This window comes from Acidovorax sp. Root267 (assembly GCF_001429215.1).
Taxonomy (GTDB): Bacteria; Pseudomonadota; Gammaproteobacteria; order Burkholderiales; family Burkholderiaceae_C; genus Acidovorax; species Acidovorax radicis.
Genome location: NZ_LMJC01000012.1, coordinates 276,938 through 300,635, shown reverse-complemented (window position 1 = coordinate 300,635; position 23,698 = coordinate 276,938). Strand labels below are relative to the sequence as shown.

Below are 23,698 nucleotides of genomic sequence, written 5' to 3'. Positions count from 1 at the left end.
CCCTTCCGACCCTCTGTTCGGAGGAGTGCCAGCCGACAAACCAGAGGTTTCCCTTGCTGTCGAACGCGTGTCCAGTCATTGACACCGGCAGCCGGGCGTCTGTCGAGGTGCCTGCAAGGAAACCCGCGCCCCCCAGTGCGCCGGCCGACAGGCTGAGCGAGGCCGACCCAGGTGCCGGAGGCGGTGCGGGCGTAGGGGCCGGTGACGAGGAACCGTCTCCTCCTCCGCAAGCAGAAAGAGAAAGCCCTGAGACTGTCATCCACAAAGCAAAGTGGCGGCGCGTAAGGGCAGAAGAAACTGTCTCATTTGAAGTGCGCATGAACAATCTTTTGAAGATAAGAAAGCCCTGCTTATAAAGCACGACGTTGCAAATGAGGAGGTTGTTACAAGGGGTTGCAGTGGCGCGCGCGGCCCGTGGGGGTGGACACGCAGAGGCTCCCTAGCGCGCAGGCTGCAGCATGATGATCGCCATGCCCGCCAGCGCCACCAGCACGCCTGCCACATCCCAGGGCGTGGGGGGAATGCCATCCGCCACCCAAAGCCAGGCCAGCGCCGCGCCGATATAGACCCCGCCATAGGCCGCATACACGCGACCCGCGCCTGCGGTGTCATGCAGCGTGAGCAGCCACGCGAAAAGCGCGAGGCTCAGCGCTGCAGGCAGCAGCAGCCACATCGGCTTGCCCTGTTTGAGCCACAGCCAGGGCAGGTAGCAGCCCACGATTTCAGCCAGGGCGGTGGCGATGAAGAGCAGGAAGGTCTTCATCATTTTTCGGAACCCCGAATGGCGGTGGATGGTGGTGCGTCTGGGCTGACTGCCAGCCACTGGCGCAACGCCAGTTCACCCTTGGCGGTGAAGTGCACCACGCGCGAGCCCTGTGCGCGGTGCGCCCATCCGCCGTCGAAGAGGCGTTGCAGCAGCGCAGCGCCCAGCGCGCCGCCCAGGTGGTGGCGGCGCTCACTCCAGTCCAGGCAAGGGCGACACAGCATGCGCCGCTGCTGCGCCAGGGCAGGGGTGTCGATTCCCACCTGCGCAAACCATTGCGCGCCTGCGGGCGTCACCGCCGCACCCTGGGGCGTGGCCTGCAGCAGACCCTGGCGCACCAGGGCCTCGTAGAACTGCACGCCCACTTCGCCGGCCAGGTGGTCGTAGCACATGCGTGCGCGGCGCAACGCGGGCTCGCGTGGGCTGGAGCGCAGGCGTACCGCGCCTGCACGGAAGGCCACGTTCATCAGCGATTCCAGCAGGTGTGCCACATCGCGATCGGCCAGCCGGAAGTAGCGGTGGCGGCCCTGGTGCTCGACGGTCAGCAGGCCGGCATCGAGCAGCTTGGCCAAGTGGGCGCTGATGGTCTGCTTGGTCACGCCTGCCACCGCCGCCAGTTCGGTGGCGGTGAGTGCGCGGTCGGACATCAGGGCCGTGAGGACTTCGGCGCGCGCGCTGTCGCCAATGAGCGCGGCAATGCGCGCGATGTGGGGGCCGTCTTTCATGGTTCGATCTTGGGCGAACCATCGAAGGACGTCAACCGCCTATCGTGAAGCCCTGTCCACCAATGACTTCTGAACACCATGATCACTTGCTTTATCCGTTACGACATCGACCCCTTCCAGCGCGAGCTGTTTGCCGAATATGCGCGCCGCTGGGGCCAGATCATCCCGCGCTGCGGGGGGCATCTGCTCGGCTATTTTCTGCCACATGAGGGCAGCAACTACGAGGCCTGGGGGCTCATCGGTTTCGAGTCGCTGGCCGCTTACGAGGCCTACCGCGCCCGCTTGCGCACCGACCCGGAGGGCCGAGCCAACTTCGCCATGGCGCAGGAAAAGCGCTTCATCCTGCGCGAGGAACGCACGTTCACGCAGGGCGTGGAAGGCACGCTGGGCCTGCCTGCACACCCGCTGGAGATCAGCGCATGATCGCCGTCATCTTCGAGGTACTGCCCGCGCCGGGCCAGCAGGATGCCTATCTGGGCGCCGCCGCCGCTCTGCGGCCTTTGCTGGAGCAGATCGACGGGTTCATCTCCATCGAACGGTTCGAGAGCCTCAGTGAGCCGGGCAAGCTGCTGTCGCTTTCGTTCTGGAGCGATGAAGAGGCGGTGGCGCACTGGCGCCAGATAGAAACCCACCGCGCCACCCAGCAGGCAGGCCGTGCCGGCATCTTCGACAACTATCGCCTGCGCGTTGCCGCGGTGGTGCGCGACTACGGCATGCATGACCGTGATCAGGCACCCGCAGATTCGCGGGCAGTGCACGGCTGATGGGCGCGCGGGCTAAGCGGCGTAGCCAGTGAGCAGCGCGTGCTCCCAGTCCGGGCAGCCGCGTTGCCGGGCCAACGCCGCCATGGCCGCGTAGTCATAGGGCACGCAAATGTGTTCGCAATGCCAGCCGTCTGCGCGCTGTTCGATGAAGGCATAGCGTGCGTCGGGTGTCCCGGTCTGCACCGCATGGGGCACGGTGTGGTCATCGCTGTAGGCCTGCAGTCCCACGCTGCCGGGGTTGACCAGCAGGCTTGCACACTGCCGCACGGCGCGGGGCACGTGGGTGTGGCCGCATGCGATGACGAGTGAATGCTCGCCGCCCAGCCGGTCAGATATCTCTGCAGCGGTGGCCAGGCGCAGTGTGCTGCCGTCCAGCGTTTCCAGCAGGTATTCGTGGTCACTGCGCGGCGAGCCGTGGCACAGGTAGATGTCGTCGCTGAAGCGATGCCAGGCTTTGAGCGTGCGCAGCCAGGTGAACTCCGCCTCGGCGAGTTGTGCGTGCGCGTACCGGTCCGAAGGGCCGCCACGCCCGGGGCGCAGTTCCAGCACCTGGCGCTCGTGGTTGCCCGCCAGCGACAGCCAGCCCGACGCCATCAGCCACTGCGCTGTCTCGCGCGGCAGCAGCGGGCCCGAGAGGTTGTCGCCCAGGTTCACCACCTGGTCAGCGCCTCGGCGGCGGATGTCGGCGGCCACTGCTTCCAGCGCGGCGAGGTTGCCATGGATATCGGAGACGAGGGCTATGCGCATGGGGTGGTGGCTTTCAGCAGGGGGACACAGCGCCGCTCAGGCTGCCCTGGCACAGGTGCAGGCTGACGCGCGCTCGGTTGAACAAGAGATCGCACAGCCACGCATACACCAGCGCGATGTAAGCCAGCTGGGCCCAGCCTACATAGCTGCCGAACACGATGGTCTGCAGCCAGTTCTGGCCCCAGAGGTAGACAGCGCTGCTCGCCAGCGTTGCCACGAGGAGTGTGGCGGTGGCCGGCACCAGCGATGCCCCAGCTGCGCCGTGGGGTCGCCGCCATGCAGCCAGGCCCAGCAGGGCGAATGCCAGGGCGTTGGCGCCGCTGAAGATGCGCAATTCGCGCAGTAGCTTCTCGGCCGTGTCCATGTAGGCGCTGCGGATCAGTGCATCGAGCTGTGACTGCATTTGCTGCGCGGTGCCGATCTGCAACTCGAGCCGCTGCTGGTGACGTTTGCGGCATTCGCAGGCCGGAATCCCCATTTCGGCCGCAATGGTGGCGACCCGGGCGGGCAATCCCGCAGACAGCGCTTTGCGCGCGGCGTCGATCTCCTGTTCCTTGCCGCGCAAGAAGACCCGTGCCTGCGCGCTCAGGAAGCGTTCGTCCAGGGCTCTGAGCTTCTCGCCGGTCTTGTGCTCGATGTGCTGGCGGATCAGCTCGCGCGCACCGCGTTCAATCCAGGTGGGTTGCAGCAGCGATACCAGCAGCAACCCGCCGAAGGCGGCGCTGCCCAGCAGGGAGAGCAAGAGGACAAAAGATCGAAACAAGTTGCAGGTCTCCGGCTTTCAGTTCGATGCGGGTCGTACACCGGCACATCCGCTGTCCTGGGCCAGCCGGCCGAGTGCGGGCTCCGTCAGCCGGTAGCTGAGCCGTTCGGCCACCTGCTCGGCACCCAGGCTTTCGTAGAACAGGATTCCCCTGGCGTTTGAAGCTTTCACAGGCCAGTCGATTCGGCGGCAGCCGTGGTCAAAGGCATATCGGGCGAGCCCGGACATGAGCGCCCGGCCAGCCCCTTGGCTTCTCTCGGCCGAACTCACATACAGCTCTTTCAACTGGCATTGCCTGCGCTGGTCTTCGGCAAACTCGACCAGCGAATACACCAGCGAGAACGCCGCAAAGCCCACCACCACCCCATCGCCGCGCGAAGCCACCAGCAAATGCTGGGCGGAGCCGGGCGCCAGGAGGTTCTGGCGGAGATGCTCCATCACCACCTGCCGAGCGGGTGTGGCGCCTTCGTTGTAGAAGGCGTGCAGTTCGCACAGCAGGTCCACCAGCGATGCATGCTGGTGTTCGGCGACGAGGGCGACCTGAAGTGGGTGTTCCGTGGGGCTGACGTTCTGCATGGGCTTTTGAAGCTTGGAGGTTTCAGCGAGACAACATGCGATTTCTGACAGGGTGCAGTGTGGAGAGCCCCATACCACTGCCAGAAAGTTGTCCAACGTGGTGACCCTGAGGAGGCCCCTGGGCGCTGCCCACCACCCGCCAAGGTGGTGCAGGCCAAGGCCCTGGGAGAGGCACGTTACCGCACCGCAGGCCTTGATCTTTAGCCAGGACTTCCGTGGATCATGGCAACTGTTGTGGTGCGTCGTGTGCCCCGTCTGCCTGGACTTTCACGGCAATCACTTCCATGCACACGCGGTAGCGTTGGCTAATGCCATAGCGCACGGGCCTGAAGCCACATTCGGCCAGCAATGCGTACAGGCGATCACGGTCAAAGTTGTGATAGTGCTCAATCTCACCCCAGTACGGGTTCGCATTGTTGGCATCCAGTGCTTTCCAGACAAAGGAGCCCAGGTTGGGCATGGAGATCAGCAGCACGCCGCCCGGTTGCAACAGCCGGTGGGCGGCATGCAGGCCCACCTTGGGAAACGGCATGTGCTCCAGCACATCCGCCATGCTGATCACACTGGCGGGGTGCGGCAGCTCAAACCCCGTGACATCCTGGCAATGGGCTGTCACACCCCATCTGCGCAACTCTTCCACCGATTGCGGACGCAGGTCCAGGCCCACGGGATCGAAGCCGTACTCCTGCGCGGTGAACAGAAGTGATGCATTCCCAAACCCCACGTCCAGCCACGTGCCTCCGGTCTGGTAGGACAGCACTTTCTCGACCATCTGCGCAGACACATAGCGCTGCCGTTCCAGGTCATAGCCCACCACCTGGGATTCATTGGTGCCACGGAAAACGATATTCAGTGCTGCTTCGGTGTAGTAGCCGCTGCGAAAAACATGCTGGCACGCCGTGCATTGGCTCCAATGCATGGTGCGAGAGAGTTCTTGGCTGTAGCGAGGGTGGTGGGAACAGTCCGCACTGCGCAGTGGCCGAAAGGCTTTGCTCTCACACAACGGGCATGCCTGGTACTCGATCAACTCACCGGCCAGGACTGCGGGGGTGTTTGCGGGGGGCCGATAAGTCACCGGCGCAGCGGGGAAGGAGTATTTGATCATTGCTTCATTCTAGGAGGCGCGGGACGCCGAGACTTGCGCGCCGCAAGAATGTGATCAGCGCCACAGGGCCGCCTGCTCCACCCAGTGCGGACCACAAGAAGCATGGCCGGACTAGCGATTGTTTTAGGGATGAGTTTGCTGCGCACGTGCCCCGTGACACTTCAGGCATTCCAGATGCCTGCTAGGAACGAAGCGCCGGAAATCCCCGAGCCGCCCTGCGCGCGAAGGCCGAGCGTCAGACACATCACTCCCGCAGGGAAGACACGAAGAATCAATGGCTCTAGCGCTTGAGCTGGAAGGTGGCTGGAAGACGCCCCTCGATCAACATCCTCGGCCTCAGGTCTTGCGCGTCGCCTTGAGGGACGCCGTTTTGCGCCATGTATTGCCCTGATCAACGGTCATGGAGCTCTCCCAGGCAAAGGAGTCAGGCGCAATCTCGAAGAAGCGAATTTTCGTGTGCACACGGTGGCCGTTCGGCAGGGTGGCGATGGCGTCGAGGAGCATTTCACCGTCCTTGGAGGTCCCATGCCACTCGGTCGGCACGGCCGATTGAAGCGCTTGAAGGCCAACGATCTCCCAACGCTTGGTGATCTCAGAATACGTGCGCAGAGTGACGAATGAGGACACAGGCACACCCGTCGGACCCAACGCCTGGAAGTCGTCCATGATCATCCGACCCTCATTCAGTGGCTTTGCACTCCACAAAGCCCGGTAGTTGAACGCAGGAGTGCCATCCTCCTTGTATCGGGACGCCTCGACGTTCCAGTCGCCTATGAGGAAGTCGAACTGCTTTGCTTCGGACGCCGGGCCTTGGAGATAGCGGGCTATTTCGGGAGGTATTTGTTCAGCTGGGGCTTGGTGGGTCATGTGAGAAGGTGGGCAGTACGATGAAAGCGCAACGCCAACAAATTGCTATAAAAATAAGAGCTTATAGCGCATAACAGACAAGCGCCAGAGGCCAAAAAAGCTTCAAATCCACGCTGTATCAATGGGCTGTGATTGCGAAGAAGCTTGCAGGCACATGAGCAAACAGTGCGCCGCAGCACCTCGCTCACAGCGCAAAAATCTTCCCCGGATTCAGGATGTTCTTCGGGTCCAGCGCCCGCTTGATGGCGCGCATCATGTCCACCGCGCCAGCCCCGGTTTCATCGAGCAGGAAGCCCATCTTGTGCAAGCCCACGCCGTGCTCGCCCGTGCAGGTGCCGCCCATGCTCAGCGCGCGGGCCACCAGCTTGTGGTTCAGGTCTTCCGCGGTCACGCGTTCTTCCGGGATGTTGGGGTCGAGCAGGTAGCCAAAGTGGAAGTTGCCGTCGCCCACATGGCCCACCAGGAAGTAAGGGATGCCGCTGTCCTCGGCCTCCTGCACCGAGTCGAGCAGGCAGTCGGCCAGGCGGCTGATGGGCACGCAGGTGTCGGTGCTGATGGCGCGGCAGCCGGGGCGGCTTTGCACGGCGGCAAAGTAGGCGTTGTGCCGCGCGGTCCACAGGCGTGTGCGCTCTTCGGGCGTGCTGGCCCATTCGAAGGCATTGCCGCCAAACTCGGTGGCGATGTCTTGCACGGTCTCTGCCTGTTCCTTCACGCTCGATGGCGAGCCGTGGAATTCCATGAGCAGCATGGGTTCTTCGCGCAGGGTGAGCTTGCTGTGCGCGTTGACCATGCGCACCGTGTGGTGGTCGATGAGCTCCACGCGGGCGATGGGTACACCCAGCTGGATGGTCTGGATCACGGTGTGCACCGCGGCCTCGATGCTCGGGAACGAGCAGATCGCGGCGCTCACGGCCTCGGGCAGGGGGTACAGGCGCACGGTGATCTCGGTCATGATGCCCAGCGTGCCTTCGCTGCCCACCATCAGGCGGGTGAGGTCGTAGCCCGCGCTGCTCTTTTTGGCGCGGGTGCCGGTGTGGATGACTTCGCCGCTGGCGGTGACCACTTGCAGCGCCAGCACGTTCTCGCGCATGGTGCCGTAGCGCACGGCGTTGGTGCCGCTGGCGCGCGTGGCGCTCATGCCGCCAATGCTGGCGTCGGCGCCGGGGTCGATGGGAAAGAACAGGCCGGTGTCCTTGATGGCATCGTTCAATGCCTTGCGCGTGATGCCGGGCTGCACGGTCACGGTGAGGTCTTCTGCATTGATGCTCAACACCTGGTTCATGCGGCTCACGTCAATGCTGATGCCGCCCTGCACGGCCAGCAGGTGGCCCTCGAGCGACGAACCCGCGCCGTAGGGAATCACCGGCACCTCGTACTGGCTGGCCAGCTTCACGGCGTCGGCCACGTCCTGGGTGCTCTCGGCAAACACCACCGCCGAGGGAGGTGGCGCCTGGAAAGAGCCCTCGTCCCGGCCATGCTGCTCGCGCACGGCCTGGGCCAGCGAACACCGCGCACCAAAGCGGGTCTGCAGCGCTTCGATAAGGGCCTTGGGCACTTCGCGCAGGTTGATTTCAGGCAGGAGGTGGGCTGTGGTGGTGGGGGCGTTCATGGGTTGTCTCCAGGGTGGTCAAAAAGAATACCACCGGCCTTTGCGTGGCGCCATGGGCGTGGTCAGGCAGGTGCAAGCTAGGCCGTACCCCGCGGGTGCGCAAGGCGTGCTGGCATTGGCGCCGTGGTGCGGGTATTCACGGGCTTGTTCGCGGATGTTTGCTTAAATACATTACGTTTGAAATGTATATTGTGACGATGCCATGAACCACCGTGTTTCCCCCAAGGCCGGGGTGCGCCGCACGCATGCCGAGCGCAGCGCTGCCACCCGCCAGCACCTGATCGCCACGGCCATCGATGTGATCCAGAACCGCAGCCTGGAGGAGATGTCCATCCATGAGCTGGCCAAGTCCGCAGGCATGACGTCAGGAGCGGTGCAGCACCACTTCACGTCCAAGGCGGTGCTGATGATGAATGTGCTCAGCGAGCTGATCGAGTCCAGCGTGTTGTCGGGCGCACTCTGGCCCGACAGCGCACTCGCGTCCCGCGAGAGGGCCACCCGTTTCGTGCAGGCCGTCTGGGGCCTGGTCTATGCGCAGCCGCGCTTCATCGTGGCGTGGAACATCTATCTGGGCTGCCGCAACCAGCCGGAGGTGCTGGGCCACATTGCCGAGCTGCGCCAGAGCGTGCAGGCGCGCATGCGCGACGGGTTCTTCACGGCCTTTCCCGAACTGGCCGCCGATGCCAATCGCGATGGCCTGCTGGGCCTGGTGCTGTCGTCGCTGCGCGGGCTGGGGATGTTGCAGCTTTTTGCACCTGCGCAGCAGAGCACGCCGGATGCTGCACAACAGGCCCAGCTGGCCTGCCTGGCCGACCTGATCGCCACCCGCTGCGAAGCTGCAGCCGCCAGCGCCGCATCCGCCAAGGCGCAAGCGCGCCGCCGCTAGGCCCTGGCTCCCGCCGCATCGGCGCGCCCCTGCGCAACGCCGTCCCATTGCCACCAAAAAACCCCAGGAGACAAAACACCATGGCCTTTTCCTTCCCCCGCGCACCGCACATCCCGCTGCTGGCCGCCCTCGTGCTGTTGGCAGGCGCCGCACTGGCCCAGCCGGGCGCCTACCCTGCCAAGCCGATCCAGCTCATTGCGCAGCAGCCGCCTGGCAGTGGCTCGGACGCCATGACCCGCGTGTGGGCCGACTGCGCCGCACGTGAATTGGGCCAGGCGGTGGTGGTGCAAAACAAGCCGGGGGCCAACGGCGTCCTGGCAATCAACTATCTCAAGGGCCAGCCCGCCGATGGCTACAACCTGCTGAGCATCGGCATGTCGCAGATGACGATCACGCCGTATGTGTACAAGCAGCCGCCGTACGACCCGCTGCGCGACTTCGATGGAGTGGCCGTGCTGGGCACGTCGCCGTTGGTGCTGGCCGTGCCTGCGGGGCAGGGCATCGCCAGCCTGGCCGATCTGCAAAAACTCGCGCGCGCCACGCCGGGTGGCGTCAACTTTGGGTCGCCGGGCAAGGGCAGCCCGGCGCACCTGCTGACTTCAGCGCTCATCGAGCGCCTGGGCGTGGCTGGCACCCATGTGCCCTTTGTGGGCGAAGGCGCGGGCCTCACGGCGTTGATGGGGCAGCAGATCCATGCGATGACCCTGGTCATTGGCACGGCCGCAGCCCAGGTCAAGGCGGGCAAGCTGGTGCCGCTGGCGCTGTTTGGCGCGCAGCGCTCGCCGCTGCTGCCGGATGTGCCCACCATTGCCGAGGCGTTGCCCTCTGCTGCCGACCTGGCGCGGCCCGCGTGGATTGCGGTGGTGGCCAAGGCCGGCACGCCACCCGAGCTGCTGACCAGGCTCAACGCCGTCACGGAAAAGTGCCGGGGCGATGCGCAGTACAAATCGCGGCTGGAAGCCATGAACGTCACGCTTACCGCCTCTGTGCCGGGTGACGTGCGCACCTGGGCCTCGCGCGATGCGGCGGTGTGGCGCCCCCTGATCGACAAGCTGGGCCTGGCCACGGAATGAACGGGTCCGCAGAGGCCCCGCTCGCCACGCTGCCCCACGGCGGGCGTCTGCGCGGCGTGTGGGACCAGGGTGTGCGTGTGTTTCGGGGTGTGCCCTATGCGCTGGCCCCGGCCGGGCCCCTGCGTTTTGCGGCGCCGGTGCCCGTGCTGCCGTGGTCCGGGGTGCGCGATGCTTGCACGTTTGCCCCGGTGGCCCCCCAACTGGCCCGCACCGCAAGGGCCGATGCGCCCATGTTGGGTGGCGAGGATTGCCTGGCCGTCAACGTGTGGGCGCCGCCTTCGACGTCGGGTGCGGGCCTGCCGGTTTTGGTGTGGGTGCATGGTGGCGGCTTCTTTCGCGGGTCGGCGAGCGAGCCGCTGTACGACGGCGCTTCGTTCGCCCGGCAAGGGCTGGTTTTTGTGTCGCTGCAGTACAGGCTGGGCATGGATGGGTTCATGCACTTTGAGGGCGAGGACGACGGTGCCCCCGCCAACCGAGGTTTGCTGGACCAGATCGCTGCGCTGCAATGGGTGCAGGACCATATCCACGCTTGGGGTGGCGACCCGGCGCAGGTCACGGTATTCGGCCAGTCGGCGGGCGCGGGTGCGCTGGCGTGCCTGCTGGGCATGCCCGCGTCGCGCGGCTTGTTCCAGAGGGTCATCCTGCAAAGCCCAAGCGTGGCCTGCCAAACGCTGGACGAAGCCGCCACCATACGCCGCGCAGTGGCTTCATTGGTGGGCGTGGCGCCGAGCCGCACGGCGCTGGCCTCGGCCCCCATCGGCTCGGTGCTTCGTGCCGTCCACAGGCTGGCAGCCGATCCTTCGCTGCGGGTTCGGCATGGCATCGGGGGCCGCAACTTCTTTCCGCTCCGCCCTGTGGTGGATGGGCAAGTGCTGGCTGCGCCGCCGCTGCAGGCGATACGCCAGCAATGGATGGCCCAACCACCGGACCTGCAGGTGCTGGTGGGCAGCAATGTGGACGAGATGCGCCTGTACCACGTGCCCGGCGGTGCCGTCGACCGCGTGACCGAGGCCCAGGCGCTGGTTTTTGCGCAGGATGCTGGCTTGTCCACGGAGGCGGTTCACGCCTGTTGGGCGCTGCTGCCGCCTGCCCAGCAGACACCGGGCGAGCTGCTGTCGGCCTTGCAGTCTGATTTCTACTACCGCGTGCCCGCACAGCGCATCGCGGCGCTGGCCAGCGAATGGGCCCAAAGCGCCCACCGCTATGAGTTTGGCTGGGCGTCTCCCCAGTGGCAGGGGCGATTGGGCGCGGCGCATGCGGTCGAGTTGCCGTTTGTGTTTGGCAACCTCCACACCACGCAGGGGCAAGAGTTCACAGGGGCCGCACCGCCTGCCAATTTGGCGCAGGCCATGCACCAAAGCTGGGCGAGTTTTGCACGCCAGGGCGACCCCGGTTGGGCACGGTATGGCGGCGACACACCCTGGGTGCAACATTTCAACACTGCATCGCGCTGCGAAATCCATAGCGAACCTGTGAGATTCAACCTGTGGCAGGGCATTCTTTGAGCAGGGAGACTGAAGTCCGCTGATCCTGACGGAGGCCGCTGCAGGGTGGTGCGCCACACTGGTGCATCCATCTTGTATACCAGTTGGCACGGAACCTGCAATCGATGGACGGCAATGACCACCGCCACCGAGATCAGCAACCGCATCATCGAAGCCGTGATGGCGCAAAAGCTCGCGCCCGGCTCCCGCCTGGGCGAGCAGCAACTGGCGATGCTGTTCGACTGCAGCCGCACCATCGTGCGCGAGGCGCTCACGCGGCTGTCCACGCGTGGCATCGTCACCGTGAGCGCGCGTCGTGGCTGGTATGTGATCGAGCCTTCCGAAGACGAGGCACGCGAGGCCTTCGAGGCCCGCCGCGTGATCGAGCTCGGGCTGCTGCACCAGCTCAAGACGGTGGACAAAGGCGCCGTGCGCCAGCTCAAAGCCCACCTGCAGCGCGAGAAGGCGGCGCTCGCAGGCAGCGACGTGGGCGTGCGCAGTTTCCTGCTGGGCGACTTCCACGTGTGCCTGGCCGAGTGCTTGGGCAATTCGCTGCTGGCGGACACGCTGCGCGATTTCACGGCGCGCACCACGCTGATCGCCATGCTCTACCAGTCGTCGCACGACGCGGCGCAGTCCTGCGCCGACCACGTGCGCATCGTCGAGGCGCTGGAGGCGGGCGACATCGCCCATGCCGAGGCGCTCATGTCCGAGCACATCGGCTCGGTGCAATCCGCGCTGCGCCTGCAGGCCAGCACCGACCCGCTGGCCGGGCTGCGTGATGCGCTGGCCCCGGTGCGCAAGAGCACCGCCGCAGCGGACACCACCGCGCAGCCCCGGCAACGCAAGCCCCGCGCTGCGTCCAAGAGTTCTACCCCGAAAGCGTCCGACCAGGACGCAGCACCCGCCGACGCATCCACTTACCTAGGAGCCCTGCTATGACCGCCCCCCGTGCCTTTGTTTCCTCGACCCGCCGCCTGACACTGGGCGTGCTCGCCGCCACGGGCCTGTCGGCCGCGCTGATGGCCCCTGCCGCCCACGCGCAGAACGCGCTGGACAACATCCTCAAGGCCAAGGAAATCAAGATCGCCATCCCCACCGACTACCCGCCCTACGGCTTTGTCGGCACCGACCTCAAGCCCCAGGGCCTGGATGTCGAGATGGCCAACTACATCGCCACCAAGCTGGGCGTGAAGGTCGAGCTGATCCCCGTGACCAGCGCCAACCGCATCCCCTACCTGCAGACGCAAAAGGCCGACCTCGTGATCTCCACGCTGGGCAAGAACCCCGAGCGCGAGAAGGTCATCGACTTCACTGCGGCCTACGCGCCGTTCTTCCAGGCCGTGTTTGCCAGCAAGAGCCTGAACATCAAGAGTTTTGCCGACCTCACGGGCAAGTCGGTGGCAGTGACCCGTGGCGCCATGGAAGACCAGGAGCTGGCCAAGGTCGCGCCCGCGGGCGTGGACGTGAAGCGTTTTGAAGACCACGCGGCCAGCATCTCGGCCTTCGTGTCGGGCCAGACGCAGGCCATTGCCACCAGCGCCTCCACGGCCGGCACCATCATGGTCAAGAACCCCAACCTGCAGACCGAATACAAGCTGCTGCTCAAGGACAGCCCCAACTTCATTGGCGTGGCCAAGGGCGAGGACAAGCTGCGCCTCAAGGTGAACGAAATCATTGCCGAAGCCCGCAAGGCTGGCGACATCGACAAGATGTCCAGCAAGTGGCTCGGCCGCCCGGCAGGCGATCTGCCCCTGTGATCGCCTTCTTCGCCCTTCGCTGAACGAACCGAACAGGCCCGTGGCGCGACAAGCGCCACGGGGCATCCGCACCATGCTGATTGCGCTTGATTTTTCTGCCGTGCTGTCCTCCTGGCCGCTGCTGGTGCGCGGCGTGGTCTGGACCATTGGGCTCACCATCGTGGGCACCGTGCTCGGACTGCTGCTGGGCACAGCCTGTGCCTGGGCGCGCGCCCGCAACCTGGGGCCGCGTGCGCTGCCGCTGCGCTGGGCCGTGGCTGCGTATGTGGAGCTGGTGCGCAACACACCCTTCATCGTGCAGCTGTTCTTCCTGTTCTTCGGCCTGCCGGCGCTGGGGCTCAAGCTCTCGCCCGAGGTGGCCTCCGTGCTGGCCATGGTGATCAACCTGGGCGCGTATTCGGCTGAGATCATCCGCGCAGGCATCGAGGCCACGCCGCGTGGCCAGATCGAGGCCGCGCAGAGTCTGGCGCTCACGCCGGGCCAGACCTTCCGGCGCGTGGTGCTGCCACCCGCGCTGCTCAAGGTGTGGCCGGCCATGGTGAGTCAGATCATCATCGTGATGCTGGGCTCGGCCGTGTGTGGCCAGATCTCCACGCCCGAGTTGAGCTACGCCGCCAACCTGATATCGAGCAACACCTTCCGTGCGTTCGAGGCCTTCATCCTCGCCACGCTGGTGTATCTGGCGCTGTCGATGCTGACCCGCCGCCTGCTGATGTGGGTGGGGGCGCGTTTTCTGGTGGGGAGGTAAATCGCCATGGTTGACTTTTCTCTGTGGGACATCCTCCGCAACCTGCTGATGGCGGCGCGCTGGACGGTGTCGCTCTCGCTCATCGCCTTCATCGGCGGCGGTCTGGTGGGCTTGCTGCTGCTGGTGCTGCGCCTGTCCAAGGTGCGCGGCACCGAGCGGCTCATCGGTGCCTACGTGCAGGTGTTCCAGGGCACGCCGCTGCTCATGCAGCTGTTCCTCGCGTACTTCGGCATTGCGCTCTTTGGCATCAAGACATCGCCGTGGACGGCTGCGGCGTTTGCGCTCACGCTCTACACCAGCGCCTACCTCACCGAGATCTGGCGCGGCTGCGTAGCGTCCATTCCCAAGGGCCAGTGGGAGGCCGCGCAGAGTCTGGCGCTCAACTTCGGCGAGCAACTGCGCCACGTGGTGCTGCCCCAGGCGCTGCGCATTGCGGTGCCGCCCACGGTGGGCTTTCTGGTGCAGGTTATCAAGGGCACGGCGCTGGCGTCGGTGATCGGTTTTGTCGAGCTGACCAAGGCCGGCAGCATGATCTCCAACGCCACCTACCAGCCCTTTCTGGTCTACGCCTGTGTGGCCCTGCTGTACTTTGTTTTGTGCTTCCCGGTGAGTCTGGTGGCGCAGTCCCTTGAAAGGAAACTCCATGGCAACCGCAGTTGATACAACCCCGGCTCCCGCCCACGACGGCATCGTGGTGGGCGCACCGCCCATCGTGGACATCACGGCCCTGCGCAAGTCCTATGGCACGAACGAGGTGCTCAAGGGCATCGACCTCAAGGTGCAAAAGGGCGAGGTGATCGCCATCATCGGCAAAAGCGGCTCGGGCAAGAGCACGCTGCTGCGCTGCGTGAACGGGCTGGAGGTTTTTCAGGAGGGCGCCCTCAGCGTCAACGGCAAAAAGCTCATGCACGACAGCCCCACGGCCATGCGTGAGCTGCGCCAGCAGGTGGGCATGATTTTTCAGAGCTTCAACCTGTTTCCGCACCTTTCGGTGGGCCGCAACATCATGCTGGCCCCCACGCTGGTGAAGTCCCGCGATGCCGCCACGGCCGCAGCGCAGGCGCGCAAGCTGCTCGACCGCGTGGGCCTGGCCGAAAAGTTTGACGCCATGCCCGACCAGCTTTCAGGTGGGCAACAGCAGCGCGTGGCCATAGCGCGCGCCCTGGCCATGGAGCCCCAGGTGCTGCTGTGCGATGAGATCACCTCGGCGCTGGACCCTGAGCTGGTGGGTGAGGTGCTGCGCGTGGTGGAGTCACTCGCCCTCGAAGGCATGACGCTGATGATGGTCACACACGAAATGGCCTTCGCCCGGAAGGTGAGCGACCGCGTGATCTTCATGCACCAGGGCCGCGTGCATGAAACCGGTACGCCGGCCGAACTGTTTGGCAATCCCCAAACGGCGGAGCTGCAGCAGTTTCTGTCGTCGCTGCACGACTGAAAACGGAGCCCTGCGCGTTCAACGTTCAAAAGCCCGCCTGCGGACTGGAAAGCTCCAGGGCAGGCGGGCTCGCAGGCCCCAATGGCCCGCTACACCACAGAGGTCACCCAAAGGCTGGCACCAATGCCAGGCCAGGGGTCCCCACTCAAAATGCTCAGGACAGCAGACCCTTCTCGAATTCTGCGGGCGACAGCGATCCGCTCTGGTCGACATCCAGTTCCTTGAAACGCTGGCTGATGGCGGGCAGCTGGGCTGCTTCCTTCTCGGTCAGCTTGCCATCCTTGTCGGCGTCGGCGCGGTTGAATGCCGTGGTGGCCGCCATGGAAGGGTTGTCGGTGCCAGGGCCATACGAATATTTGGAGTCCGCCTGGGGCGCTGTCCTGCTGGCGGGGGCGGGCTGGGGCGAAGCCGAAGTGGTCTGTGCTTGCAATGCGCCCGCACCGCCCAGGGAGATGGCGGCGAAAAGCATCACGCTGCGCGTGTCGAACGAATAGGTGCGTCGTTGCAGTGCTTTCATGGAAGCTAAGCTCCTTCGAAGTTGAACAGGGTTTCATTGCACCGCAGCACGCCTGCGAAGGCCAGCACTCTTGCCTGCTGTTGCCCGGGCCAACATTTGCCAGCGTGGTGTAACCACCCGCAGCCCTTTTGTGTCGCAACCTTGCGCCGATGTACCAAAAAGTTGTGGCCGCTGGTGGGGCTTGCTGGATGACTGGCATGCCGGGGCATGTCCTACACGGCGCGTGTTGCTTCCCTCAAAACAATGGCCTTCTGCATCCATCCGCTGGATGGATGTTGTTCATTGTTTATCCCAAGGAGCCTTCCATGAAAAAGCAAACCGTTGTTGCCGCCCTCGTTGCCCTGGCCTGCACTGCCGCCCTCGCCCAGGCGCCGGCTGGCAACACAGCGCGCCCGCCGTCTGAAGTGAGCCCTTCAGCTTCTGGTGGCGCTGCTGCGAGCAATGCACAAAACAAGGTCGACCAGCGCGCCAGCCAGAGCACGGCCGCGCCCGCCGACCCCGCCAAGGGCGATGGCCGTGGTGCCCCGGTGGCCGAAATCAACCCCAGTGCTTCCGGTGGCAAGGCTGCAGCCAAGGCAGACACACGCACCAATGCACGCCTGATGGATTCCAACGGCGATGGCACCGTGTCGCGCCAGGAATGGGACACCTACCACGCCAATGCGTGGAACAACATGAAGCCTTCCAACGCAGGTGTCTCCACTGCAGACGTCGACAAGCTCAACCGCACGACGGCCACCCACTGACGCAGCGCCAGGCAACTGAGGGACCCGTCCACTGCGCCATGGCGCAGCAGCGCCCCTTGCATCGCGTGTGCAAGGGGTTTTTTCATGGGCAAGCGAGGGTCCGTGCGCCGACGGTGGGACGGCCGCCGCGTGGTAGCGGAAAATCAGGGAAGCTGCCCTTGTTCGCAGCGCTTCCTCCCCGCACTCTCCACCGACCAAGGCACCCATGGGCAACCGACTCACACAGATCGCCACGCGCACCGGCGACGCCGGCACCACCGGCCTGGGCAACAACGAACGGGTCTCCAAAGACAACCTGCGCATCCACGCCCTCGGGGATGTGGATGAACTCAATTCCCACATCGGCCTGCTGCTGTGCGAGCGCTTGCCGGACGATGTGCGCAACCTGCTCGTCGAGGTGCAGCACCAGCTGTTCAACCTGGGGGGCGAGCTGTCGATTCCCGGCTTTGAACTGCTCAAGCCGGAAGCGGTGCTGGCACTGGACGAAGCCCTGGCCCACCACAACGCCGCGTTGCCGCGCCTGCAGGAATTCATCCTGCCCGCGGGCACCCGCGCCGCCGCGCAGGCCCATGTCTGCCGCACCGTGGCGCGCCGCGCAGAGCGTGTGGTGGTGGCGCTGGGCAATGCGGAACCCATCCATGATGCGCCCCGGCAATACCTCAACCGCCTGTCCGACCTGATGTTCGTGCTGGCCCGCGTACTCAACCGCATGGATGGCGGCGATGACGTGTACTGGAAAAGCGAGCGCCTGGCGCAGCAGAATGCTACTGAATAGATAGCTGATTGCGCTTGTCCAGTAAGCGCTAGAGGGTGATTTTGCTAAAAATTTAACCCTTGCCTTTGCAACTGGCGCTGTCCAAGCCAGGGCAGCCGAGCAAGGGCCGCCCCGCAGCGAGGGCCGCCCCGCAGCGAGGGCTGCATCCCCCTTCCCGAATCGCGCAGCGATTCACGAGAAGGGGGAAGGCGCGCAGCGCCTCAGGGGGATGCACCCTACCTCGGTGCGAGGATCGCCATGGTCAGCCGTGACACGCAGGTCAGCTCGCCTGCCTCGTTGACCATGTCGATGTGCCACACGTGCGTGGTCCGTCCGATGTGGATGGGCCGCGCGGTGGCCGTCACCCAGCCGCTGGTGGCAGAGCGCAGGTGGTTGGCGTTGATGTCCAGGCCCACGGCGTTGTGCCCCTCGGGGCTGGCGTAGTAGGCGCCCACCGAGCCCAGCGACTCGGCCAGCACCACGCTCACACCGCCATGCAGCAGCCCGAACGGTTGTTTGGTGCGCTGGTCCACCGGCACGCGGCCGCGCAGAAAGTCGTCACCCAGCTCGATGATCTCGATGCCCAGGTGAGAGGCAGCGGTGTTGTGGTGGTCGGCGTTGAGTCGAGCCAGGTCGACAGGCTTTTTCCAGATGGGCATGGTGGCTTCGGTCAGCAGTGGGAAGAAACCACCCATTGTGCCCATAGCGTCTGCGCCGCTGTTACCGACGCCGTCCGGCCCAGCGCCACCGTGGAACTGGCTTCGCCAGGCCACCTGAGGCATCCCCCTTGGGGGCGCCTCAGGAGGTTACCCGACGAGTTTGCCGTTGGCACCCATCACGCCCAGGTCCAGGAAGCGCGAGCCCACATAGGGTGCGCCGCCGGCATAGTCGATGGACAGGCCACCCAGGTCGTTGCTGCGGATGCCGGCCAGCGCGGTGCGCAGCTTGGCGCGTGTCAGGTCTCGGCCCGCGCGGTCCAGGCCCTCGGTCAGCACGCGGGCATTCACATAGCCTTCAAAGCTGCGGGCCGAGAACTCCTGGAACCCCAGCGCCCGCATGGCTTTCTGGTAGTCGCGCACCACGGCCACGCTGGTGCGGCCTGCGTCGGGCAGCACCATCGACAGCGCAATGCCCGATGCCTTGCCACCCAGTTGGCGCAGGTTGTCGCCCGACAGGGCCACGCTGGTAGCGGCCAGCGGCGTGCTGGGCGAGACTTTCTTGAACTCATTGACCAGCGTGGCGGTGATGTCGCCTGCCGTGCCCAGCAGCACGGCATTGGGCTTGGCGGCCACGGCCTTGCCCACCACGTCGGCCACCTGCGCGCCCTGGGCGTCAAGCTTGAAAGCCTTGGGCGTGGGCTGCTTGGCCGCTGCCATGGCCTTGTTCACGTCGGCCAGAAACTCGCGGCCAAACGCTGTGTCCTGGTACACGATGGCCAGGTCGGTGATGCCCATGGACACCAGCTTTTGCGCCAGGCGCTGGGCTTCGTCGGTGTAGCTGGCGCGCACGTGGAACACCGAGCGGTACTCGGCCTTGCGCAGCGAGGTGGCGCCGCTTTGTGGTGCCACGTAAGGGATCTGCGCTTCGTCCACCAGCGGCAGGATGCGCTGGTTGTTGGCCGTGCCCATGCACGAGATCAGCGAGACCACGTTGGCGTCCGCAATCAGCTTGCGCGCGTTGTCTTCGGAGCGGGCGGCGTCGTAGCCGTCGTCCAGCGCCAGCAGCTTGATCTCGCGGCCATGGATGTTGCGCGCGTTGGCGTGGGCGATGCCCGCATCCAGCCCCTGCTTGAGCTCCTTGCCCAGGCTGGCGAGCGCGCCGGTCAGTCCGATGGAGCAGCCGATGGTCACGCTCTTGGCGTCCATGGGGTCTTGCACGCCCACGGCGCGCGACGACGTGGCAAGCAGCAGGCCGGTGCTGGCGGCGACAAGGGATTGGGTGAACTGACGGCGTTGCATGGTGAAGAAAACTCGCAGACAAAAAAACACAACCAGCCCCGGCGGGGCTGGTGTTGCAGGGAAAGCTGGGGGGTGAAGGGGTCGAGTGACCTAGGGTTAACCCTTATTTTAGCCGGAGATCTGTGGCAACCCGCTGTAGTCCCTGTCCCGGGCCAGGGAATCGGCGCGCCCTCCGGTGCGGGTGCCCGGTGTTCAGGTGGAAGGGGCTTGCCGCATGTTGCCGGTCTCCACATACCGCTGGTGCCAGGACAGCGCCTCGCCCAGCAGGTGGGGTGTGTGCTGGCCCACGGCGCCCCGCTTGGCGCGGGCCATGTAGTCGTGCAGGGCAGGGCGGAAGTCCGGGTGGGCGCAGCGGTCGATGATGAGCTCGGCCCGCTGCGTGGGCGAGTGGCCGCGCAGGTCGGCCAGGCCCTGTTCGGTGACGAGGATCTGCACGTCGTGCTCGGTGTGGTCCACGTGCGAGGCCATGGGCACGATGCACGAGATGCTGCCGTTCTTGGCCAGCGACGGTGTCATGAAGATCGACAGGTAGGCGTTGCGCGCAAAGTCGCCCGAGCCGCCGATGCCGTTCATGATGGCCGAGCCCATGATGTGGGTGGAGTTCACGTTGCCGTAGATGTCGGCCTCGATCATGCCGTTCATCGCGATCAGGCCCATGCGGCGGATCAACTCGGGGTGGTTGCTGATCTCCTGCGGGCGCAGCACGATGCGCTGCTTGTAGAAGTCGATGCGCTCGTTGAAATCCTGCATCGCCGCTGGGCTGAGCGACAGGGCGGTGGCCGAGGCGCTGGCGAGCTTGCCCGAGCGCAGCATGTCCAGCATGCCATCCTGCAGCACCTCGGTGTAGGCCGTGAGGTTCTCGAACGGCCCGTGGTTCAACCCCGCCAGCACCGCGTTGGCGATGTTGCCCACGCCCGACTGCAGTGGCAGCAGGTCCTTGGGCAGGCGGCCCTTCTTCACCTCGTGCTGCAGGAACTCGATGATGTGGCCCGCGATGCGGTTTGAGGTGTCGTCGGGCGCGGCGTAGACCGAGTTGCGGTCGGGCTGGTTCGTCACCACCACCGCGATCACCTTGGACGGGTCGCAGCGCAGGTAGGGCTCGCCAATGCGCTCGTCGGGCCGCGTCATCGGAATGGGCTTGCGGTGTGGCGGCACGTCGGTGCCGTAGTAGATGTCGTGCATGCCTTCGAGCCCCGGGTTGTGCCAGGCATTCACTTCCAGAATCACCTTGTCGGCCTGGTCCAACCAGGTCTTGTTGTTGCCCACCGAGGACGAGGGAATCAGCCGCCCGTCGGGCAACACGCCCGCCACCTCGACCACGGCCACGTCGAGCTTGCCCAGGAAGCCAAACCACACGAACTGCGCCACATGCGACAGGTGGATGTCCACATACTGCATCTGCCCCGCATTGATCTGGCGGCGCACCGTGGGATCGGACTGGTAGGGCAGGCGCATCTCGATGCCGTCCACCTGGGCCAGCGCGCCGTCGAGTTCCGGCGCGGTGGACGCCCCGGTCCACAGGCCGATCTTGAAGCCATGGCCCTGCGCGTTCAGGCTCTCGATGCGGCGGGCCAGCGCGCCCGGCACCGCCTTGGGGTAGCCCGCGCCGGTAAAGCCGCTCATGCCCACATGGGCACCGGCGGGGATCAGGGCGGCCGCTTCATCGGCGGACATGGTGCGGGAGAGAAAGTCCGGGTACAACACCCGATCGGCCAAAGTCATGAACGTGCTCCGTGGGGGGATCGGCAAACAGGTGCGGAGAAACGGCTGCGCCCGGTGCGCGGGGTGCCTCATTGCACTGCCCACTGTCTGCAAAGACGCTGATCGTAGCAAGCGAGCATGCCGAAATGCGGGTTTACCCTGATTTTGATGCCGACCGGTCCCTGGCCACCGTGCCCGCGCTGGCTGCCGATGGCCGGGCAGGGCGGTTAGCATCTGCGGCACCGGCCACCGCTGAGCCACCGGCCCTTTTCATCGACCACCCATGACATCCGCACCGTCCTGCCCGTCCTGCCGCCAGCCGATGGAGGTACACCAGTTCGCCAGCAATCTGGGAGGGGCGCTGGAGCTGGACATCTGTTTTGCCTGCCAGGGCCTGTGGTTTGACCGGCACGAAAACCTCAAGCTCACCCCCGCGTCGGTGGTCGAATTGTTCCGCCTGCTGCACGAGCACCGCATTGACCATCACCAGCCCCTGAGCGACCGCATGGCCTGCCCGCGCTGCGTGAAGCCGCTGGAAAAAGGGTTTGATGTGGTGCGCAGCGGCCGCTACATGATCTACCGTTGCGGGCGCCAGCACGGCCGCTTCAGCACGTTCTCCTCCTTCATGGTCGAAAAAGGCTTTGTGCGCCACATGACGCGGCCCGAGATCGACGACCTGGCCAAGCGCGTGGGCGCCATCTATTGCACCAGCTGCGGTGCCCCTGTGGACATCCGCAAGGACCACGCCTGCCCCTACTGCCGGGCCGCGTTCTCGCTGATCGACCCCGAGGCCGTGGTGCGCGCCATGGAGGGCTATGCCAAAGCCAGCAGTCCACGCGCCATGCCCTCCAGCCCGGTGGATATCGGCGACGCGCTGGTGGCCCTGGAGCGCGACCGCACGCGCGCCGAGCGTGAGCGGCAAAAGCGGGCGTTTACCGGCACCAGCGATGCCGATGACAGTTCATTCACGGGCGACCTGCTGTCGGCCGGGGTGGCCTTGGTGTGGGCGGTGATCAACACCAGGAGCCATCACTGAGGGTTTCCAAGGTGGAGCATCACAACGCCTCCCACCACGCAAACCAGGCCCAGTGCCTTGATGGTGTCCACTGGCTCGCCAAACAGTGCGATCCCCACGATGGCCGTGGCCGCCGTGCCGCTTGCGGCCCAGACCGCATAGGTGATGCCCATGTCCAGTTGGCGCATGGCCACCGCCATGAGCCAGATGGCGAGCGCGTAGCACGCAGCGGCCATGCCGGATGGGAGGGGTCTGGAAAAGCCATCGGAGTACTTGAGCGCGACCGTTCCGACAACTTCTGCAATGACGCTGGCTGCGACAAGCAGCCAGGCCGATAGGTTTGGATTCATGGGGCACCTCTGCCGAACATGCCCGTTTGTCACTTGTACCGAGTGACACGGGCAGTACGATGAAGCGGTACCCAGGTGGTGAAGGGCCGCAGTGTAGCCACGCCCTTGCGTTCCATCAAGAACATCACATCCAGGCCCTGGCGGCCCCTTGCATTTGCGCAGATCATGGAGCGTTGACACAGCGGCAGCGCTGGATGGCGTGAAGGTGTCCCTTCACGCACCCAGCCCATCCGCCGCACCACCCCCCAACCCGTTCACAATGGCGCAGGCCTGTGTTCTGGTGGGCCCCGTCGCAAACAACCAACCAGCCGTGGCACCCGGTGGCCACAGGAGGAGAGGACCTTGCAGCCGCATCCGCCCCCAACCCGACGCCGTGCCCGTACACCCGCCGCACCGGCGCGGCGCAAACCTGTGGATGTGGGGGATGGCGCCGCCGCCTCCGACTCCGCTACCCCCTGCCTGCTGCAGCGCGCCCACCTGCAGGCGGTGCCCAGCACCCTGCTGATCCCGTTGGCGGCGCGCGCGCGGGGGAGCCGCTACTTTCCCTGGCTGGCCTGCGACGACGCGGTGGCCACCAGCCTGGTGGACCGCCTGGGTGCCGACGTGGAATCGTGCCTGGACGACCTGCCCACGGTGCTGAACGTGCTGTGGCGCACGCGCGCCATCAAGGACGCGGGCCGCAGCTTTTTCCTCGCGCACCCGCAGGCCCGTGGTGTGAACCTGGGCTGTGGCCTGTCGCACCACTTCCAGTGGCTCGATACGGGCGCCAACCAGTGGCTGGATGCCGATCTGCCCGAGGTCATGGACCTGCGCGGGCAGCTGCTGCCGGTGCGCTGCCCGCGCACGCGCCAGGCCACGGTGGACCTCACCCAGCCCGGCTGGTGGCAGCGGCTGGGGCTCCCGCAGGGCGATGGCGCGGGTGTGCAGCCAGTGTTCATCGTCTGCGAAGGGGTGCTCATGTACTTTCAGCCCGCGCAAGTGCAGGCCGTGCTGCGCGAGTTTGCGCAGTGTGCGCCGGCAGGCTCGCGCCTGGTGCTCGATGTGATGACATACCGGGCCGTGGGCCATGCCGCGCAGCACGCGAGCGTCGGCCCCACGGGGGCGGAGTTCCACTGGGGCGTGGGCAACATGGACGAGCTGACCGCCGCGCACCCGCGCCTGGCGCTGTTGCGCCAGCAGAGCGTGTCGGAATGTTATGGCTGGCCGGGTGTGGTGCTGGAAGCGCTGTGGTGGCCGTGGCTGGGCGCGCCGCTGTACGGCTTGGTCACCTTGGGCGTGGGAGATGGCTCCCCCTGAGGGGGACGCCACCGGTGGGCGGGCAAAGCCAGTTCCACGGTGGCGCTGGCGTT

At 65.6% G+C, this 23,698-nt stretch carries 27 protein-coding genes; 14 read left to right on the top strand and 13 right to left on the bottom strand.

Features of this window, described 5'->3' with window-relative positions:
• Positions 1-439 precede the first annotated feature (439 nt).
• Positions 440-763 (bottom strand): YnfA family protein, encoded by a 324-nt coding sequence (locus ASE39_RS10920; RefSeq protein WP_057271143.1) that lies wholly within the window; start codon positions 761-763, stop codon positions 440-442.
• Positions 763-1,488, bottom strand: coding sequence for a winged helix-turn-helix domain-containing protein (locus ASE39_RS10915; RefSeq protein WP_057271142.1), 726 nt, complete (start codon positions 1,486-1,488; stop codon positions 763-765). Before ASE39_RS10915 ends, ASE39_RS10920 begins: the two co-directional genes overlap by 1 nt.
• 78 nt (positions 1,489-1,566) lie before the next feature.
• On the opposite strand from ASE39_RS10915, the gene ASE39_RS10910 reads away from it, so the two are divergent.
• Together ASE39_RS10910 and ASE39_RS10905 are read left to right on the top strand one after the other, a co-directional pair.
• Positions 1,567-1,911, top strand: a complete 345-nt coding sequence (locus tag ASE39_RS10910; RefSeq protein WP_057271141.1) for an NIPSNAP family protein — start codon at positions 1,567-1,569, stop codon at positions 1,909-1,911.
• Positions 1,908-2,252, top strand: coding sequence for an antibiotic biosynthesis monooxygenase (locus ASE39_RS10905; RefSeq protein ID WP_057271140.1), 345 nt, complete (start codon positions 1,908-1,910; stop codon positions 2,250-2,252). Before ASE39_RS10910 ends, ASE39_RS10905 begins: the two co-directional genes overlap by 4 nt.
• 12 nt (positions 2,253-2,264) lie before the next feature.
• Here the strand turns inward: ASE39_RS10905 and ASE39_RS10900 are convergent, their stop codons facing one another.
• From ASE39_RS10900 to ASE39_RS10875, 6 genes are all read right to left on the bottom strand, one after another.
• A complete protein-coding gene (locus tag ASE39_RS10900) occupies positions 2,265-2,999 on the bottom strand; it encodes a metallophosphoesterase family protein (RefSeq protein ID WP_057271139.1) in 735 nt (244 codons plus the stop codon).
• A gap of 13 nt (positions 3,000-3,012) precedes the next feature.
• Positions 3,013-3,762 (bottom strand): hypothetical protein, encoded by a 750-nt coding sequence (locus ASE39_RS10895; protein WP_010465179.1) that lies wholly within the window; start codon positions 3,760-3,762, stop codon positions 3,013-3,015.
• 18 nt (positions 3,763-3,780) lie between these two features.
• Entirely contained in the window at positions 3,781-4,338 is a 558-nt protein-coding gene (locus ASE39_RS10890) for a GNAT family N-acetyltransferase (RefSeq protein WP_057271138.1), read from the bottom strand.
• Between the two features lie 220 nt (positions 4,339-4,558).
• Positions 4,559-5,257 (bottom strand): class I SAM-dependent methyltransferase, encoded by a 699-nt coding sequence (locus ASE39_RS10885; RefSeq protein ID WP_057271137.1) that lies wholly within the window; start codon positions 5,255-5,257, stop codon positions 4,559-4,561.
• Positions 5,258-5,779: 522 nt separating this feature from the next.
• The gene (locus ASE39_RS10880) at positions 5,780-6,310 is read right to left on the bottom strand and encodes a hypothetical protein (RefSeq protein WP_057271136.1); all 531 of its coding nucleotides are present in this window, start codon (positions 6,308-6,310) and stop codon (positions 5,780-5,782) included.
• Between the two features lie 184 nt (positions 6,311-6,494).
• A complete protein-coding gene (locus ASE39_RS10875; protein ID WP_057271135.1) occupies positions 6,495-7,919 on the bottom strand; it encodes an FAD-linked oxidase C-terminal domain-containing protein in 1,425 nt (474 codons plus the stop codon).
• A 202-nt stretch (positions 7,920-8,121) separates the two neighbouring features.
• Here ASE39_RS10875 and ASE39_RS10870 point away from each other — a divergent pair, with 202 nt between their 5' ends.
• The 8 genes from ASE39_RS10870 (at position 8,122) to ASE39_RS10835 (ending at position 15,308) form a co-directional block, all read left to right on the top strand.
• A complete protein-coding gene (locus ASE39_RS10870; RefSeq protein ID WP_057271134.1) occupies positions 8,122-8,805 on the top strand; it encodes a TetR family transcriptional regulator in 684 nt (227 codons plus the stop codon).
• An 80-nt stretch (positions 8,806-8,885) separates the two neighbouring features.
• Positions 8,886-9,878 (top strand): tripartite tricarboxylate transporter substrate binding protein, encoded by a 993-nt coding sequence (locus ASE39_RS10865; RefSeq protein WP_057227966.1) that lies wholly within the window; start codon positions 8,886-8,888, stop codon positions 9,876-9,878.
• Positions 9,875-11,383, top strand: a complete 1,509-nt coding sequence (locus ASE39_RS10860) for a carboxylesterase family protein (RefSeq protein ID WP_057271133.1) — start codon at positions 9,875-9,877, stop codon at positions 11,381-11,383. Before ASE39_RS10865 ends, ASE39_RS10860 begins: the two co-directional genes overlap by 4 nt.
• A 114-nt stretch (positions 11,384-11,497) precedes the next feature.
• On the top strand, positions 11,498-12,304 hold the full coding sequence (locus ASE39_RS10855; protein ID WP_010465192.1) for a GntR family transcriptional regulator: 807 nt from the start codon (positions 11,498-11,500) through the stop codon (positions 12,302-12,304).
• The gene (locus tag ASE39_RS10850; RefSeq protein ID WP_010465194.1) at positions 12,301-13,122 is read left to right on the top strand and encodes a transporter substrate-binding domain-containing protein; all 822 of its coding nucleotides are present in this window, start codon (positions 12,301-12,303) and stop codon (positions 13,120-13,122) included. Before ASE39_RS10855 ends, ASE39_RS10850 begins: the two co-directional genes overlap by 4 nt.
• Before the next feature lie 73 nt (positions 13,123-13,195).
• Positions 13,196-13,870 carry an amino acid ABC transporter permease gene (locus ASE39_RS10845; RefSeq protein WP_010465195.1) on the top strand — a complete coding sequence of 225 codons (675 nt, stop codon included), beginning with the start codon at positions 13,196-13,198 and terminating at the stop codon, positions 13,868-13,870.
• 6 nt (positions 13,871-13,876) lie between these two features.
• Positions 13,877-14,530 carry an amino acid ABC transporter permease gene (locus ASE39_RS10840; RefSeq protein ID WP_010465197.1) on the top strand — a complete coding sequence of 218 codons (654 nt, stop codon included), beginning with the start codon at positions 13,877-13,879 and terminating at the stop codon, positions 14,528-14,530.
• Entirely contained in the window at positions 14,514-15,308 is a 795-nt protein-coding gene (locus ASE39_RS10835) for an amino acid ABC transporter ATP-binding protein (protein WP_010465199.1), read from the top strand. The genes ASE39_RS10840 and ASE39_RS10835 overlap by 17 nt, the downstream gene beginning before the upstream one ends.
• Before the next feature lie 154 nt (positions 15,309-15,462).
• On the opposite strand, the gene ASE39_RS10830 is transcribed toward ASE39_RS10835, so the two are convergent.
• Positions 15,463-15,825 (bottom strand): calcium-binding protein, encoded by a 363-nt coding sequence (locus tag ASE39_RS10830; RefSeq protein ID WP_057271132.1) that lies wholly within the window; start codon positions 15,823-15,825, stop codon positions 15,463-15,465.
• Between the two features lie 305 nt (positions 15,826-16,130).
• On the opposite strand from ASE39_RS10830, the gene ASE39_RS10825 reads away from it, so the two are divergent.
• Together ASE39_RS10825 and ASE39_RS10820 are read left to right on the top strand one after the other, a co-directional pair.
• A complete protein-coding gene (locus ASE39_RS10825) occupies positions 16,131-16,571 on the top strand; it encodes a hypothetical protein (protein WP_010465203.1) in 441 nt (146 codons plus the stop codon).
• Between the two features lie 205 nt (positions 16,572-16,776).
• Positions 16,777-17,346 carry a cob(I)yrinic acid a,c-diamide adenosyltransferase gene (locus ASE39_RS10820; RefSeq protein WP_010465205.1) on the top strand — a complete coding sequence of 190 codons (570 nt, stop codon included), beginning with the start codon at positions 16,777-16,779 and terminating at the stop codon, positions 17,344-17,346.
• Between the two features lie 215 nt (positions 17,347-17,561).
• Here the strand turns inward: ASE39_RS10820 and ASE39_RS10815 are convergent, their stop codons facing one another.
• The 3 genes from ASE39_RS10815 to ASE39_RS10805 all read right to left on the bottom strand — a co-directional run bounded on the left by ASE39_RS10815 (position 17,562) and on the right by ASE39_RS10805 (position 21,005).
• Positions 17,562-17,984: a hotdog fold thioesterase gene (locus tag ASE39_RS10815; RefSeq protein WP_010465207.1), complete on the bottom strand. Its 423-nt coding sequence runs from the start codon at positions 17,982-17,984 to the stop codon at positions 17,562-17,564.
• A gap of 147 nt (positions 17,985-18,131) precedes the next feature.
• On the bottom strand, positions 18,132-19,283 hold the full coding sequence (locus ASE39_RS10810; protein ID WP_010465208.1) for an ABC transporter substrate-binding protein: 1,152 nt from the start codon (positions 19,281-19,283) through the stop codon (positions 18,132-18,134).
• 192 nt (positions 19,284-19,475) lie between these two features.
• Entirely contained in the window at positions 19,476-21,005 is a 1,530-nt protein-coding gene (locus tag ASE39_RS10805) for an acetyl-CoA hydrolase/transferase family protein (RefSeq protein WP_057271131.1), read from the bottom strand.
• A 262-nt stretch (positions 21,006-21,267) separates the two neighbouring features.
• Here ASE39_RS10805 and ASE39_RS10800 point away from each other — a divergent pair, with 262 nt between their 5' ends.
• Positions 21,268-22,020, top strand: coding sequence for a zf-TFIIB domain-containing protein (locus ASE39_RS10800; protein ID WP_057227976.1), 753 nt, complete (start codon positions 21,268-21,270; stop codon positions 22,018-22,020).
• Here the strand turns inward: ASE39_RS10800 and ASE39_RS10795 are convergent.
• A complete protein-coding gene (locus tag ASE39_RS10795; RefSeq protein WP_057271130.1) occupies positions 22,014-22,349 on the bottom strand; it encodes a multidrug efflux SMR transporter in 336 nt (111 codons plus the stop codon). The two genes, ASE39_RS10800 and ASE39_RS10795, sit on opposite strands and share 7 nt — an antisense overlap.
• Positions 22,350-22,691: 342 nt before the next feature.
• Here ASE39_RS10795 and ASE39_RS10790 point away from each other — a divergent pair, with 342 nt between their 5' ends.
• Positions 22,692-23,645 (top strand): class I SAM-dependent methyltransferase, encoded by a 954-nt coding sequence (locus ASE39_RS10790; RefSeq protein WP_242421406.1) that lies wholly within the window; start codon positions 22,692-22,694, stop codon positions 23,643-23,645.
• Positions 23,646-23,698: the final 53 nt, after the last annotated feature.